Here is a 13,263-nt window from a genome sequence, read left to right on the forward strand (position 1 = left end):
CGGAGATCGCGTTGCCTAGTCGAACGCCGTGCAGAGGCGCTCGATCGGTACCGCGATCAGTATGCAGATCGAGAAAGCGAGACCAAAGGTGAAGGCCACGGAAGTGGTCGCGCCGCACCACGCGATGAAGCGCCTCGCGTCGCGCTTCTCGTGAGCGACGTAGGCAATCTTGCGCCAGGCGCGGCCCGCGGCGTAGGTAATGGTGAGCGCGAGCACGAGCGCGCAGACCGAGGCGATGCCGAGGATCCACTGCGTGCCGTGCCAGCCTGGCATCGGATCCTGCGTGACGGCGTCGGCACAGGCCGTGGAAACGAGCGTGACGCCGAGCGCCAGATGCAGCAGCCAGATGAGCGGTACCGCGCACAGACCGAGCCAGGCTGCGACGCGCTGTGCGCGCGTCGGCTCTGAATGCGAGCCTGCGCCGGTTGGTTGCCCGGATGTGGGGGCGGACGTCATGGGTTCCTCCTGTGAGGCGGCATGGGTTCGCGGCGCAGGAGGTGTGCCTGGGTGGGGTTATTTGATTTTACATAACATAAATTATCGAAGTTTTATATGTTACGGCTTTTTTGAAATGTCCGGTTCTGGCTCATTAGAAATGTCCGATTCCTGCCCCTGTTGCTGAGCCGCCTGCTCGATCAACGCGGCGACTTCCTTCGGATGCGACTCGTAAACCGAATGGCTGGCGCCATCGATTTCCACCGTCTGGGCGTGAGCGCGCTTCGCGTACATGCGCTCGAGGTCCGGGTTGATGATCTTGTCCGCCTTCGCAACCAGATAAAACGTAGGCTTGATCTTCCATGCCGGATCCGGGATCTCCGACGCGAATACACCTGCCGCAGTCGGCATTTGTTCGTGGGCCTCGAATTCAGCCTGCGCAATCGGCAGGTCGGCGGCAAAATCGCGCGGATAGTCGGCGGGATTCAGGTACAGGTAGTCGTCGGCTGTCTTCACGATGTCCTCATGGGGCGTCGCATTCGGATAACGCTTGCCATTCGAGACTTCGGTTTCGCCGACATCCAGTGCATGAGCGGCAATGTAGACGAGCGACTTCACGTGTTCGTCGTTGCCCGCCTCCGTGATGATCGCGCCGCCGTAGCTATGGCCGACGAGCACGCACGGGCCATCCAGGCTATCGATGACGCGCTTCGTAGCCGTCACATCGTCCTTGAACGACGTCAGCGGTTCTTGCACGAGCGTCACGTTATAGCCGTCCTTCGTGAGAATGTCGTACACCGGCCGCCATCCGGCGCCACCCACGAACGCGCCATGCACGAGGACGACGTTCTTGACGGGCGCGGCCTGCGCTGTCGTAGCGGCGCCGGCAACCAGGCAAAGCGCCGCTGCTGCATGGGCAACGGCAGATCGGAAAGAAGGGAAAGACATGGCAGTTCCTCGGAATGACGCGATGTGAACGAATCGATTAACAACACGGCCAGTCTAAAAAGCTGCCTCGAACGGGAGGGTTACCCAGTCATTACGAAAAAATGACGTGCCCGCGCTGTGGCATCGAATCAAAGGGACGGAAGATTCGTTATTTTCTTGTAATGACTCGGTAACCTTGGCGACCGAAGCGCCTGCCTACACTGCAACCACGCAGTAACGCCTTGCCTCGCTTAGCCATGTTTCAAGTTGCTCGTTCCTAAGCCTGTCTTCGCGTCCATGCACAGTCGATGCTGCGGCTTTCCTTCCCGACTCATCCGCTCTACGGATATATAGGAGTATTGATCATGTCCAGGCTTCTTCTCAGCATTCTCGTCGCGGCTTCTGCGGTCGCCGTCCCGGCATATAGCTTCGCGCAGTCCACTCAACCCCTGACCCGCGCCGAAGTGCGTGCGGATCTCGTGCGTGTCGAGCAGGCCGGATACAGCCCGGGCCGCGGCGACGACGTCGACTATCCGGCTGACATTCAGGCAGCCGAGGCCAAGGTCGCAGCGGCACAATACGCGCAAGATTCGGCGCAACACGACATGGGTGGCGTCTCGATGGCGGGCAGCTCGGCTGCGGGTTCGCGTACGCATACCCCCGCATCGTCCACCTGTGTTGGCCCGGTCAGCTTTTGCATGACGTATTTTGGTAGCTGAATCGCCAACGTAAAGTGTTTAGTGATCCTGTTGAGCCGGTTCGCCTTCCATGGACGGCGAGCCGATCTCGCCCGTTGCCAGGGCAAGCGTCGCCGCGGCAGAAAGCGCGGCGCTGTAGCTGTCGGTATACGCGTTCTGCGCGGCGAGCAGTTGATTCTGCGTGAGGAGCGCGTCGGTGATGGTGCCGACGCCGTGCCGGTACGCGGCGAACGCCGCATCGTAGGTCGTCTGCGCGGCCTCGACCAGTGCCTTCGCGGCGTCGTTCGACGCGAGGCTCGTCGAAAGCCCGTTCTGCGCGGCAACGATCTGCCGGACGGCTTCTTGCCTCGTATGGGTTAATTGCGCGGACGCACTGTCCGCATCGTTGCGCGCCTGCATCAGCACGGCGGAACGCAAGCCGCCGTCGTACAGGGGAATCGTCACGCCGAGGAATATGCTGCCGCTGCGACGGCTGCCGTTCAGGTTCACCGTCGCCGCCTGATCGCCGACCGGGGGAATTGCCGTGATCGACGTCGTGCCGGTGCCGTACGCGGCCGCGGCGGAGAGGAATATCTTCGGCATGAAGGCGGATTCGGCCGCGCGGATCTTCGCCTGGTTGGCCTGTTCCAGCGCATAGGCGCCCTGCACGTCCGGCCGCCGCGCAATCGCATCGGTCACGATTTCGTCGACGCTCTGGTGCAGCGCCGGCGTGAGCGTACGCGTCGGCAACGGGGCGATCAGCGGTTTCGACAACGGCGAAATGCCGAGCGCAGAGACGAGGCTCAGATAGCTGTCGCTCAACGCGCCGTCCGCCTGCACCTTCAGGAGATTGGCCTGTGCGCGGTTCTGCGTGGCCTGCGCGACCTCGACCACGGTGCCCACGCCCTGCTTTCGCCGTGCGCGCGCGGCGCTGAGAATGCCGTCCGCGTTGTCGAGCGCCTGCTGCGCGGTATGCTCCCTCGCGCTCGCGGCTTCATACGTGTAGTACGAGATGCTCACTTCGTGGATCACGTGCTGGTGAACGGACGTGAAGGCGACGTTCGCCGCCACGGAAAGCTGTTTGGCCGCATCGAGGCGCGCGCGGCGGCCGCCGAAATCGAATAGCAGCCATTGCAGCGAGAGCACCGAAACCGTGCCGTGAATGTTCGAGTTGGTCGATGTGGTGCCGAGCAGCGGCGTCGATGCCGCGCCGCTCGCCGCTTCGTATCCGCCCATGGCGGTGGCGGTGAGTTGCGGCAAGTAGGCGGTCTTCGCGATGCCCGCTGCGAGCGCCGCATTGCGCGCGTCGTTCCAGGCGATTCGCGTGAGCGGGTTCGTCGACTCCGCGAGATCGATCAGCTCGGGCAGCGTGTACGCGTGGTTCGCATCGAGCGCCGCCGCGGGTTCGATCGAAGCGAGCGCGGCGCTGCGCGGCAACGTGTAGCCCGTCTGCGTCGCCTCGCCGGCGTTGCGCGGCGGCCCGGGCACGATGTTGCCGCCGGCATCCGTCTGCGGCTGCCAGGGACGGTCCGGCGCGCCAGGCGCGAGATCGATCGACGACGTCGCACATCCCTCGAGTCCCGAGATAGCCAATACGGCAGCCAGCGCGGCGGCCAAGACGATGAGCCGGGGCGTCGGTTCAGGGGCGCGCATCGGTCGTCGTCTCCGTGGCCGAAGCTGGGCGCGTGATCGCGGCGATCTGTCCGAACCGCCTGGCGATGACGCTCTGGAGCGCATCAAGTGCGGGGTCGGCCGTGCGGTCCTCCGCGGCCCCGGCGTCTCGCGTCTGCGTGTCGGCGGCATGCTGTGCAGCTTGCACGTGCGCGCCGTCGCCGGCAGCGAGGCGCTGGGCGATTTCGCCGAGCCGCGCGGCGCCCGCGCGCCCTGCCGCCAGGACCAGCGGCGCCTCCAGCGCCTCGAGCTCCGCGAGCGCACGCCGCCGGCTCGCCACCCATTCAGGCTCAGGACGCACCCACGAAGGCTCGTAGTGAATCAGGCCGAGATCCTGGCGCAGTCCGCCGTATTGGGCGAGCGCGCCGCCGGCGAGCGCGCTGCGCGTGCGGGCGTCCGCCGCGCGCGCGATGCGGCTCCACTGCGCAACGAGCGCCTTGAACGTCGCGTCGATCCGGCTGGCGATACTCACGGGCCAGACGCGCGTGAAGACCAGATAGATCACGACGTTGCCGATCAGGATGCCGATCACGCGGTCGCGCGCGAGCGTGAGGTCGAACGCGGGCGCCGCGCCCTGGATCACGCACAGGAAGAAGGCGAACGCGATCTGCATGCCCGCGTAGGCGATCCGTGCGGACCCCATCGCCACCCACGCGGCCAGCCAGGCGCCCGCGAACACCAGCGCCATCAGTTCGCCCACCGAGGTCAAACGCGGCGTCACGAACACGATCGCCGCCGTGCCGAGCACAGCGCCGACGAGGCAGCCCGCGATGCGCAGCGTCAGCTTCTCGACGGTTTCGGCCGTGGTGCTGAGCGACACCATATAGCAGGTGATGAAGCACGTATGAATGCCCTGCCAGTCGAGCTGCTGATACAGCACGTAGCAGAACATCGCCGCAGCCGTGGTCTTCAGCGCGTAACGGACGTGATCGGGATTCGAGAAGGCATCGGCGTCGAAAAAGCCGCTGCGTGCGGCAGGCTCGGCGGCTTTCTCTGGCGCGGGAACCGGCGCTGCGGCGGCCTGCGCCGGCGGCACCGCGAAGCCCTCCAGCGCGGCGCGCAGGTCGGCGAGCACGAGCGCCGGTAGCGCGGCTCCCTCGGGCAGGTCCTGCGCTTCGAGCGTGACATCCACGGGATAGCCGCCCGCCTCCAGCATCGCGGCCATCTGCATCATCGTTTCGGCAAGCTGCGCCGCGCACGCGTCGGGCAGGCGCGCGCCGGGCTCGCTCGCCGCGAAATCCGTCGCGACCAGGATCGCCGTCGTGGACGCCGCCGCCTGGCGCAGCGCCGCGCCGTCGCTCGGCGTCAACGTGCCTTCGAGCTTCGAGAGCTTGAGCCACGTGAGGATCTGATGGTCGCCCTCGCGCATGCACGCTTCGAATGCGGCGCGCTCCTCGTCGGTCGCCGTGCCCGTGAGGCGGCGCGCAGCGAGCCTCAGGCGCCGCGCAAGCTGCGCGGTGGCGAGTCGCCGCGGCGACGGCGCAATCACGACGTTCACGACGATCGCCACACCAATCGGAATCGCGACCATCAGCCACGCGTACATCAGGCCGCGCGTCGCCGCTTCGCCAAGCGGCGCGAGGCCGAGTTCGTCGAGCCCGAAGCCGACGATCATCGCCAGGATTGCGCCGATTGGCCGAAGCTTGCTTGCCGACGTGGCGAATAGCAGTCCGAACGACAGGAGCGCCATGCTCGCCACCCGCAGCGGCGGCTGGTCGATCGTGAGGATCGCGAAGATCATCACGATGGCGATGATCACGGTCACGAGCAGCATCAAGGCGAACGACATGACCACGCTCGTCATGCGGTCGGGCCGGTTCAGGAAGAACACGATATAGACGGCAGTCGCGGCGTCGGGCGTGCCGTAGCCGGCCGTCACGAGCACCGTGAGCGCGCAGATCAGCGCAATGCGTGTGACGATCGCGGCGCGCCCCGGAAACGGTGCGAGCAGCTTCGCGATTTCCCGCGGACCGGGCCGCCTGATGTCACCGGCAAGACTGGCCATGCCGGACCTCGACGATCGCGCTGGCGCCGATGCGCACCAGTCTGTTGACCGGCGCGTCGATGCGCACGCGAACCGGGAAGCGTTGCGCCACGCGCACCCAGTTCACCGACTGCTGCACGTACGGCAGGCTGCGCGGCAGGTTCAGACGGTCCGTGTCCACGATCCCGGCGCCGATGCCGATCACCTTGCCGCTCATCGGCTGTCTGCGGTCGATCATCGAGTACACGGTGGCGCAGTCGCCCACCTCGATGGCGCCGAGCGCCGTCTCGCGGAAGTTCGCCACGGCAAACCATTCGCCCGAGTGAATCAGCGTGAAGATGGACTGGTTCGGCGCGACCGTCTCGCCCGCGAGGATCGTCAGGCCCGTCACGTAGCCGTCGAACGGCGCGCGCACGATGGTATCGTCGAGGCCGCGCTGCGCGATGGCCAGCGCGGCCTCGCGCGCATGCAGTGCCGCGATGGCGTCGGTGTCGTCGCCTATCGTCTGCGCAGAGGAGCGCTGCTGCACCTTCGCCTGCGCGAGCGAGACGCTCGCGTCGCGCTGCGCCACGACCGCCTGGTCGAGCTGCTGTGTGGACACATAGCCTTGCGCCGCGAGCGGCCGCAGCCGGTCGACACTGCGCGTCGCGAGATCGTAATTGTGCGTCGCACGACGGGTCTGGTCGGCCGCGATCGTCGCGTTCGACGTCTCGCCGATCAGCGTGCGGCGGCGCGTGGCGAGCGAGGCGCGCGCCAGTTCGAGTTCGGCCTGCGCCTGCGCGACCGCGAGTCGGTACGGCACCGGATCGATTTCGAACAGCACGTCGCCCCTGGTGACATGCTGGTTCTCCTCCACGGGAACGCGTATGATGCGGCCGCCTACGGGGGACGCGACGTGGACGACGTCCGCGTCGATGGACGCGTCGTCGGTGGACGGATAGCGCGACGAGCGGTCGTACGCATACCAAAGCGCCGCGGCGCCGAGCAGGACGATCACGACGGCGATCGCGCGGCCCTTCCATGCATGTCGAGGATTCTGGCCGGCCATTTTCATGTCAGAGCTGCCCCGTTCCCCACAGCCAGACGAGCACCCCGGCGACGATGCCGATCGCGGTGCAGACGGAAAGCTGGTACGGCACCAGGCGAATCCAGCCGGTCGAGATGAATACGCGATGCGCGACGAGCGCGCCCACGATGCCGATCATGGCGCTCACGAGCCAGTACGGAAAGTACGCACCGAAGAGCGACCAGGACGGCGCGCCGCGGGCCACGCAACCCGCAAGCGGCATGAAAGCCAGGAATGAACAAACGACAGCGAGTCTGGGCCATGTACGTTGTTTCATCGCATCTTCAAGGCTTCGTGACTGGAATCAACGCTGAATTCCACTTGTACGAACAACCCATGCGCGCACCGATGGGTTGCGTCCCGCATTCCCGATTCAAGGCAGCCCATCATAGCGCGGTTTGTCGCACCACCGCCCCTGGGGCGCCTACTGGCTCCGGTGCTCGCGCTGCCGCGGGAACACGAGCGTAAAGCGCGTCACCCCGTTGCTGCTGGACGCGTGCCACGTTCCTCCGTGCAGCAACATGATGCTGCGCACGATCGAAAGCCCGAGCCCGCTCGACTCCGACGAGCGGTGCCGTGACGGATCGGCCCGATAGAAGCGGTCGAAGATCCGCTCGAGATGATGCGGTTCGATCGTCGGTCCGCGATTTTCGACATGGAGTGTCGTCGCCTCCGGTCCTTGCTGCGCCAGGGTCGAGATAGCCGTACCCGGCTCCGCATACCGCAAGGCATTCGCAAGCAGATTGCCCAGCGCACGGCGCAGTAGATCCGGATCCGCGCACACGTGGCCTTCTCCGTGCCATTCGAGGCTCACGTTGCGGTCCTCCGCGAGACCTTCGAAGTACTCCTGCATGCGCCCGAACTCCACGGCAAGCGGCAAGTCCTTGCGCTCGATGGCGTTATCGGCCTGCTCGGTACGCGCGAGAAATAGCATGTTGTCGATCATCTTCGACAGGCGTTGCAGCTCCTCGTAATTCGAGCCGAGAAGCCGCTGGTAGTACGCGGTGTCGCGCGTCTGGCTCAAGCCGACTTCGGTCTGCCCGAGCAGATTGCCGATGGGCGTGCGCAGGTCATGCGCCATGTCCGCCGACACCTGTTTCAGCTGCGTGAAGCCGCGTTCGAGCCGATCGAGCATGCCGTTGAATGCCGCGATCAGTGCGTCCAGCTCGGGCGGCGCGGCGCGTTGCTCGATGCGCGTCGAAAGCGTGCTGATGCCGATCGCCCCGGTTTGCGCCGCGAGAACGCGCAACGGCTGCATGTTGCGGCGCGCGAGGACGAAAGCGAGCAAGGCAACGATGGTCGCGCCAGCGGAGGCGAATAGCAGTATCTGGTTGCGGTATGCCCGCAGCAATTGCGTGCGCTCAGTCAGCAAGCGGCCGGAGATGATCTGCAGGTCCTGTTTCCCGGCTACGTCGTGCGCCGCAGCAGCGACGTAGATGAACGGCGTCCCATCGGCCGCAACCGTATGCTGGACGGCGCCGAGCATGAGCGGCGCGTCCACCGGCACAGGCTTCATGTCCGGCACCGCCCTGTGGCCGGGATTCACCGTAACGAGCGGCGCTTCACCGGGAAAGCCCACGATCAGCAACGATTCCGTATTGCCGAGCATGTTCGCGAACAGATGGGGCTTGTCGCGTATCAGCTCGCGCACGTCGACATCGTTCATCAGCGTTCGAAGCTGGTCCACCCGCGTCACCAGCGCCGCATCGTCGCGCACCATCAGTTGCCGCTCCAGGCCGCGATACAGCAACGTGCCGAGCAACGCCATCGCGGTAAATACGATGAGTGCGTATAACAACGCAAGACGCGTGGTGAGGGAAAGCCGCTTCATGCTTCGTACTCGAAACGATATCCCACGCCGTGAATCGTATGAATCAGACGAACCGGGAACGGGTCGTCGATCTTCTGCCGCAGCCGGCGCACCGCAACATCGACAACGTTGCTATCGCTGTCGAAGTTCATGTCCCAGACGCGCGAAGCGATCAGGGCGCGCGACAGCACCTGAGCTTGATGCTCCAGAAAGAACGCCAGCAGGTTGAATTCCTTGTTGGTGAGCGTCAGGCGCACGCCGCCCCGGTCGACTCGCCGCTTCGGCACATCGACACGCAGATCCCCGACTTCGAAGACCTGCTCCTCCTGCTTTTGAGGCTGGCCGCGCCGCAGTATGATGCGGATACGCGCCAGCAACTCGGCAAACGAGAAAGGCTTGACGAGATAATCGTCGGCGCCGAGATCGAGGCCCTTCAGCCGGTCTTCGACGGTGCCGCGCGCGCTCAGAAATAACACCGGAGTTTTGGTGCGGGCACCGAGCTTCTTCATGACGGTCCAGCCATCCATCTCCGGCATCATCACGTCGAGCAGGATCAGGTCGTAACCCATCTCCTGCGCGAGGTGCAGCCCGTCGATGCCGTTCGTGGCCACGTCCACTACGTAGCCGGCTTCCGTCAAGCCGTTCTGGATGTACTCGCTGGTCTTGGCTTCGTCTTCGATGACGAGGATTTTCATGGCGTCCGGTCCCTGCACTCTCATGTGCGTTTCACTGATTCTGTGCTCGTTTGCGCCCCTATACCAGCCGGGCGTGATAGCAGTCTAGGCAGTGCGTTCCAACAGGGCCGTTACTCAATCATTACAGAGAAATGACGAAGCGCAGCGTGTTTCCTCCCTGATATTTTTTTGTAATGACTCAGTCACGCTCCTGTTTTTGCCGGGCGCCTAGACTGCGAATCCGTTGTACCGCAGACCGACTTGCGCAGCGCCATTTCCGCGGAGTGCGATTGATCACCGGTACCGCACATTCCTCCAATGACCCAGCTTAGGAATCCGCCATGGAAACCACGCAAGACACGGCCAAACTCACCCAACGCATGACGATTGGCGACTTCCTGCTGCGCCGACTAGAGGAAGCCGGTATTCGTCATTTGTTTGGCGTCCCGGGTGACTACAACCTCACGCTGCTGCAGCAACTCCACGATCGCGGTGCGCTGGAATGGATTGGCACCACGGGCGAGTTGACCTCATCCTATGCGGCTGACGGTTATGCGCGGCTCAATGGCCTGGGCGCGCTGCTCGTCACAAACGGGGTCGGCGCCTTGAGCGCACTGAACGGCGTGGCCGGCGCCTATGCCGAGCACGTCCCCGTCATCTGCATCAGCGGTTCGATCCCGCTGCGCTCCATCGATCGCGGCCTGGGCATGCACCACACGATGGCCGACGGCAACTTCGATCACTTTCTGCGCGCCTATGCGCCGGTGACGGTGGCTCAGGCGAGGATCACGCCGCGCAACGCCGTCGTCGAGATCGACCGGCTGATCCTCACCGCCTGGCGGGAAAAGCTCCCGGTATATATGGAGCTGCCGTCGGACATCGCCTATCTGGAAATCGAGGTGCCGGCTGCTCCGCTCCTTCTTGCCCACGTTCCCGGCGATCCGGAACGGCTGCAATCGTGCATCGCCGCGCTCGCGCAACAGTTGTCCGCTGCAACCGCACCGGCGATCCTCGTGGATACGGACGCCGACCGCTTCGGCGTCGTCCCCGAACTCGTGGCGCTGGCGGAAAAGCTGCAGGCTCCTGTGGCGGTGATCAACGCGGCCAAGGGCGTGATCGACGAGTCGCACCCGCAGTACGCTGGCATCTACGCCGGCAAGGGCAGCGAGCCGGGGGTGCAGGAGACGATCGAGCGCAGCGACTGCCTGCTCGCCGTGGGCTACCGGCCGATCGAGGTGACCACGGGCGATTTCTCGGCAACGCTTCCCGCCCGCACGATCCACGCGCGCGCGCACGCCGTGGACGTCGGCGAAGACAACTATCAGGCGGTGACGCTCAAGGAAGTGCTACGGGGCGTAATCGACACAATCCCGCAGGTTGCGACGCGCGTGCAACGCCCGGTTGACGCGCCAGCCGCCCGCCCGCACGTCGAGGCTGCGGCGAAGCTGGCGCAAGCCGCCTACTGGCAGGCTGTCCAGGATTATCTGCGGCCCGGAGACGTCCTGTATGTCGACAACGGCACGTCATTTTCCCTGCTCGGCCTGAAACTGCCGCCGGGCTGCACCTTCATCGGATCGATCAACTGGGGGTCGATTGGCTATTCGGTCGGCGCCCTGCTCGGCGCGCTGACTGCGGCGCCCGAGCGGCGCCACGTGTTGCTCATCGGCGATGGTTCGTTCCAGGTCACGGCGCAGGAGTTGTCGACCATCCTGCATCACGATCACAAGCCGGCGATCCTGCTGATCAACAATGGCGGCTACACCATCGAACGCGGCTACCTCGGCAAGACCGAGCCCTACAACGACATTGCGAACTGGGCCTACGCTGACCTGCCGAAGGTGCTCCATCCCGGCGCCGCCGTGCAGTCGTGCGTAGCCAGGACCTGCGGGGATCTGCAAAACGCCCTCGCCGCGCCGAACGACCGGATGATTTTTGTCGAATCGATCATGGACCCCTGCGATGCGCCCGCGGCAATCACGCGAAGCAGCAATCTGGGCGCCGAACTCGACTACGGTCCGCGCGGCCCGCAGCACCGCGAGGGTCTCCAGCTCCGGACCGACGCAGCACAGATCTAGAACAAGAACGCCGCCTCGCAAAGACTCGCGTCTGCGATGGCGGCGTGTGTTATTTCTTGCGCATCAAGCCGGCGTGGGCGAACCGGTTCGAGTGCAGGCAATCAATGCTGCGGAATCTTCCCGCCGAGTTCATCGTCGACGAACGCGCGCACGATATCCCTGAACGACGCGTCGCCTTGCAGGCCCAGCTGGGTCGCGCGCACCATGTCCCACTGCGCGGGCCAGCTGCCGACGATCTTCTCGACACGCTCATCCGCCTTCCATTCGATCCGTGCCGCGACGGCATCGCCCGCCACGTCGCGCAGCGCGGCGATCATCTCGTCGACTGTCACCGATACGCCCGGCAGATTCACCGTGCGCCGGTTGCCGAGCGCCGAGCCGTCGATCTCGCATCCGGCAACGAGGCATTCTATGGCCTTGCGTGGCGACAGCAGCCACAGGCGCGTCGAACCGCTCACCGGGCACACCGCCGTCTCGCCGTTCAGCGGCTCGCGAATGATGCCGCTGGCAAACGAGGACGCCGCCGCATTCGGCTTGCCTGGGCGCACGCTGATGGTCGGCAGACGCAGCACGCGGCCATCGACGAAACCGCGTCGCGAGAAATCGTTGAGCAGCAACTCGGCGACGGCCTTTTGCGCGCCATACGACGACTGCGGATTCAATGCGGTGTCATCGAGGACGAGCTCGGGCAGATCGCCGCCATAGACGGCGACCGAACTTGTGAACACGACGCGCGGCCGATGCCCGCGCTCGCGGCACACGTCGAGCAGCAGCCGCGACGCGTCGAGATTGATCCGCATACCGAGATCGAAGTTCGCTTCCGCCTGGCCGCTGACGATCGCCGCGAGATGGAAAATCGCCGCGGTCCTGTCGTCGATCAGACGTTCAAGCACGCTGCGCTCGGCAATGTCGCCGACTTCGACATGCACGCGTTCGTCAGCCGGCCCCGGCGCCGCGACGACGTCGAGCAACACCAGTTCGGTGATCGGCTCGCGCTGCCCGTCCGCGCCCTTCAGTTCGCCGCGTGCGAGCAGTTCGCGCGCGAGACGCTGGCCCAGAAATCCCGCACCGCCCGTGATCAGTACTTTCATGTTGCTGTTGTTCCTCAGTGTGTCTGTCGAATGCGCGCAGTTTCGTACGCTCAGATACGCGCCTTCACGTACGGCCGGATCCATCCAAGCCCTTCCGATGTGCCTGCGCGCGGCCGGTATTCGCAACCGATCCAGCCGTCGTAGCCGAGTGAGTCGATTAGCGAGAACAGATACGGGTAGTTCACTTCGCCACTATCCGGCTCGTGCCGCTCGGGGACGCCCGCAATCTGGATATGCCCGATGCCCTTCATGTCACGCTTGAGCTTGACGGCGAGATCGCCTTCGACAATCTGGCAGTGGTAGAGATCGAACTGGACTTTCAGGTTCGGCGCGCCGACTTCCGCGCAGATGGCCTGCGCGTCGTCTTGCCGGTTCAGGAAGAAGCCGGGAATATCGCGCGTGTTGATCGGCTCGATGACGACGGTAATGCCGTGCGCCTGGGCCGCCTGCGCGGCATAGGCGAGGTTCTTCAGATATACCTCGCGATGCGCGGCGCGCGATTGCTCCGGCGTGATCAATCCGGCCATCACGTGCAGCTTGTCGTTGCCGAGTACACGCGCGTAGTCGAGTGCGGTCTCGATGCTGCGGCGAAACTCGTCCTCGCGGCCCGGCAACGACGCGATGCCGCGTTCGCCCGCCGCCCAGTCGCCCGGCGGCGCGTTGAACAGCGCCTGAATGAGGCCGTTTTCGTCGAGACGCCGCTTGATATCGACGGCCGGAAACTCATAGGGGAACAGAAACTCCACGGCCTCGAAACCGTCGCGCGCGGCGGCGGCGAAACGGTCGAGAAACGCGTGTTCGTTGTACATCATCGTCAGATTGGCGGCGAAGCGTGGCATCGAAGCGACTCCTT

General features: G+C 64.9%; 12 protein-coding genes. 2 read left to right on the forward strand and 10 right to left on the reverse strand.

The annotated features are described in order from the left end of the window. Positions 1-15: 15 nt before the first annotated feature. Positions 16-456, reverse strand: a complete 441-nt coding sequence (locus M3A49_RS07285) for a hypothetical protein (protein WP_266228097.1) — start codon at positions 454-456, stop codon at positions 16-18. Positions 457-555: 99 nt separating this feature from the next. After that, positions 556-1,383: an alpha/beta hydrolase gene (locus M3A49_RS07290; RefSeq protein WP_266228098.1), complete on the reverse strand. Its 828-nt coding sequence runs from the start codon at positions 1,381-1,383 to the stop codon at positions 556-558. A gap of 344 nt (positions 1,384-1,727) precedes the next feature. Here M3A49_RS07290 and M3A49_RS07295 point away from each other — a divergent pair, with 344 nt between their 5' ends. After that, the gene (locus tag M3A49_RS07295; protein WP_266228099.1) at positions 1,728-2,081 is read left to right on the forward strand and encodes a DUF4148 domain-containing protein; all 354 of its coding nucleotides are present in this window, start codon (positions 1,728-1,730) and stop codon (positions 2,079-2,081) included. An 18-nt stretch (positions 2,082-2,099) separates the two neighbouring features. On the opposite strand, the gene M3A49_RS07300 is transcribed toward M3A49_RS07295, so the two are convergent. From M3A49_RS07300 to M3A49_RS07325, 6 genes are all read right to left on the reverse strand, one after another. Then, entirely contained in the window at positions 2,100-3,692 is a 1,593-nt protein-coding gene (locus tag M3A49_RS07300; RefSeq protein WP_266228100.1) for a TolC family protein, read from the reverse strand. Next, on the reverse strand, positions 3,679-5,715 hold the full coding sequence (locus M3A49_RS07305; protein ID WP_266228101.1) for an FUSC family protein: 2,037 nt from the start codon (positions 5,713-5,715) through the stop codon (positions 3,679-3,681). The genes M3A49_RS07300 and M3A49_RS07305 overlap by 14 nt, the downstream gene beginning before the upstream one ends. Further along, positions 5,696-6,748 (reverse strand): multidrug transporter subunit MdtN, encoded by a 1,053-nt coding sequence (gene mdtN / locus M3A49_RS07310; protein ID WP_266228102.1) that lies wholly within the window; start codon positions 6,746-6,748, stop codon positions 5,696-5,698. The genes M3A49_RS07305 and mdtN overlap by 20 nt, the downstream gene beginning before the upstream one ends. Position 6,749: 1 nt before the next feature. Further along, the gene (locus M3A49_RS07315; RefSeq protein ID WP_028207303.1) at positions 6,750-7,037 is read right to left on the reverse strand and encodes a hypothetical protein; all 288 of its coding nucleotides are present in this window, start codon (positions 7,035-7,037) and stop codon (positions 6,750-6,752) included. A gap of 147 nt (positions 7,038-7,184) precedes the next feature. Further along, complete coding sequence (locus M3A49_RS07320) at positions 7,185-8,591, reverse strand: heavy metal sensor histidine kinase (protein WP_266228103.1); 1,407 nt, start codon at positions 8,589-8,591, stop codon at positions 7,185-7,187. Then, positions 8,588-9,265: a heavy metal response regulator transcription factor gene (locus tag M3A49_RS07325; RefSeq protein ID WP_028207305.1), complete on the reverse strand. Its 678-nt coding sequence runs from the start codon at positions 9,263-9,265 to the stop codon at positions 8,588-8,590. Before M3A49_RS07325 ends, M3A49_RS07320 begins: the two co-directional genes overlap by 4 nt. A gap of 320 nt (positions 9,266-9,585) precedes the next feature. Here M3A49_RS07325 and M3A49_RS07330 point away from each other — a divergent pair, with 320 nt between their 5' ends. Next, entirely contained in the window at positions 9,586-11,319 is a 1,734-nt protein-coding gene (locus tag M3A49_RS07330; protein ID WP_266228104.1) for an alpha-keto acid decarboxylase family protein, read from the forward strand. A gap of 101 nt (positions 11,320-11,420) precedes the next feature. On the opposite strand, the gene denD is transcribed toward M3A49_RS07330, so the two are convergent. Then, positions 11,421-12,410: a D-erythronate dehydrogenase gene (gene denD / locus M3A49_RS07335; protein WP_266228105.1), complete on the reverse strand. Its 990-nt coding sequence runs from the start codon at positions 12,408-12,410 to the stop codon at positions 11,421-11,423. Between the two features lie 50 nt (positions 12,411-12,460). Next, positions 12,461-13,249: a 2-oxo-tetronate isomerase gene (otnI, locus tag M3A49_RS07340; RefSeq protein WP_266228106.1), complete on the reverse strand. Its 789-nt coding sequence runs from the start codon at positions 13,247-13,249 to the stop codon at positions 12,461-12,463. Positions 13,250-13,263: the final 14 nt, after the last annotated feature.

This window comes from Paraburkholderia sp. CNPSo 3076, assembly GCF_026343935.1.
Taxonomy (GTDB): domain Bacteria; phylum Pseudomonadota; class Gammaproteobacteria; order Burkholderiales; family Burkholderiaceae; genus Paraburkholderia; species Paraburkholderia nodosa.